General features: G+C 65.3%; 1 protein-coding gene and 1 pseudogene. One reads left to right on the top strand and one right to left on the bottom strand.

The features are described 5' to 3' along the window. The first annotated feature begins 143 nt into the window (after window positions 1-143). Window positions 144-959: a transposase family protein gene (locus tag ACZ6IM_RS42685; protein ID WP_319218968.1), complete on the top strand. Its 816-nt coding sequence runs from the start codon at window positions 144-146 to the stop codon at window positions 957-959. 103 nt (window positions 960-1062) lie between these two features. On the opposite strand, the pseudogene ACZ6IM_RS42680 reads toward ACZ6IM_RS42685, so the two are convergent. Next, window positions 1063-1147: pseudogene (locus tag ACZ6IM_RS42680) on the bottom strand (IS5/IS1182 family transposase); the annotation flags it as partial.

Here is a 1147-nt window from a genome sequence, read left to right as displayed (position 1 = left end):
GGTTCTCTTGGTCGAAAACCCATCTACCAGGGGCTTCACCACGTTGTCAGCCCAACAGCCGCACACTCGAAGCAGGTTGGAAAGGGCTCACTGAGCCTCTTCCAACCTGACGGGTGGTTGGGACGGTGGCCCCGGCGGCGGGCATGAAGAAAGCTCCTGGTAGACGGGTTCACGACCAAGATCACCAGTCCGCCAGGAGCTTTCGCGCGCTTGTCTACCCGTCCGGCATCGATCTGTCCAGCCGCACCCTGCAACGCCTCTCCGGTCTTCTCGCAGGTCACCGCCGTCGGATCGGTTCGCGCTGGCGTCGCCTGACTTGCGGTCGGCAGGTCCTGCTCGTCCTGGCCCACCTGCGCTGCGGCGACACCTACGCCCGCCTCGCAGCAGGCTTCTACATCGCGGTCGCGACGGCCTACCGATACACACGCGAGGCCGTCGACCTCCTGGCCGCCCTCGCGCCCACGCTGGAACGGGCCAGGGAGACCGTACGGAAGAAGGCGTACGTGATCCTCGGCGGCACCCTTCTGCCGATCGACCGCATCGCCGCCGACCAGCCGTACTACTCGGGGAAGAAGAAGCAGCACGGGATGAACATCCAGGTCCTTGCGGACCCAGCCGGCCGTCTCATCTGGGCTTCGGACGCACTACCTGGAGCCGTGCACGATCTCACCGCGGCCCCGGCCCACGGCATCCCCGCTGCCCTGACCGCAGACCACATCAAGTGCCGGGCGGCCAAGGCGTATCAAGGCGCAGGTCCTGCAGTCCGCGTCCCGTTCCGAGGTAAGAAACTGCGCGACTGGCGCCGGCGTCACAACCGCGATCACGCCAAGATCCGCAGCCACGGCGAACGCGCCATGGCCACCCTCAAATGCTGGCGGCTCCTGCGGAAACTCCGCTGCAGCACCACTCGGATCACAGCCGTCGTCCGTGCCATCGTCACCCTCGAACTCGCCAACTGATCAAGATGGAAAAGGCTCAATCAACAGCCCGGGGCCTCGCTCGTTGCGCTTCGCGGCCGTCACCTGATCGGTGGCCAACTCGAAGAAGCTCACTGAGCCTCTTTCATCCTGAATAGCTGCAGGTCAGCAGTGTGTGGACGGCCTGGACGATGGTGCCGATACGACGGGTGGAGCATCTGGCTCGCCGT

Source organism: Streptomyces sp. NPDC042336, from assembly GCF_055581985.1.
The sequence above is the reverse complement of the archived record's forward strand: the minus strand, read 5'-3'. Positions and strand labels throughout refer to the sequence as shown.